Here is a 464-nt window from a genome sequence, read left to right on the forward strand (position 1 = left end):
TACGCTATGCTTTAGGTTGGCAATATATCTCTGGTTTTGCGTAAGTCCTAATAATGTAAATGCAGACTGGTTGGTAAACACTGTAGAAGTTGAACGCAATGATGGTGTGGTTCTATATGCAAAAAACTCTTCTGGTACAAAGTATAGAAGAGATGAGGTGTATTGGGATAGCAAAGGTGAAGATTTATACGTACGAGGTACCAACGAAAAGATAGGAGAAGACTATAACGAGTTTAGATTCAATGAAGTAACCTATACTGATGAGGTGGCAACATCAGATCCATCACGAATCGTATCTGGAAAAGATCTCACTATTAAAGGAGATAATCTACTAAGTGAAAAAAGTCAAATTAACGCTGGTAGCGGCTTTGAGTTGTTAGGCGATAAACTTGAAAATGATATCGAAGACAACGGAGTTTTTCAAGGTAGTTGTCACCATCAAGCTAAATTAAGCGGCTTGTAAT

At 37.5% G+C, this 464-nt stretch carries 1 protein-coding gene; it reads left to right on the forward strand.

From position 1 onward, the window contains the following. Positions 1–463: hypothetical protein (locus EI164_RS16710; protein ID WP_225739378.1), on the forward strand; the 463-nt coding region annotated here is incomplete at its 5' end. Position 464 lies beyond the last annotated feature (1 nt).

Origin of the sequence: Psychrobacter sp. FME13 (genome assembly GCF_014861395.1) — a bacterium.
Taxonomy (GTDB): Bacteria; Pseudomonadota; Gammaproteobacteria; order Pseudomonadales; family Moraxellaceae; genus Psychrobacter.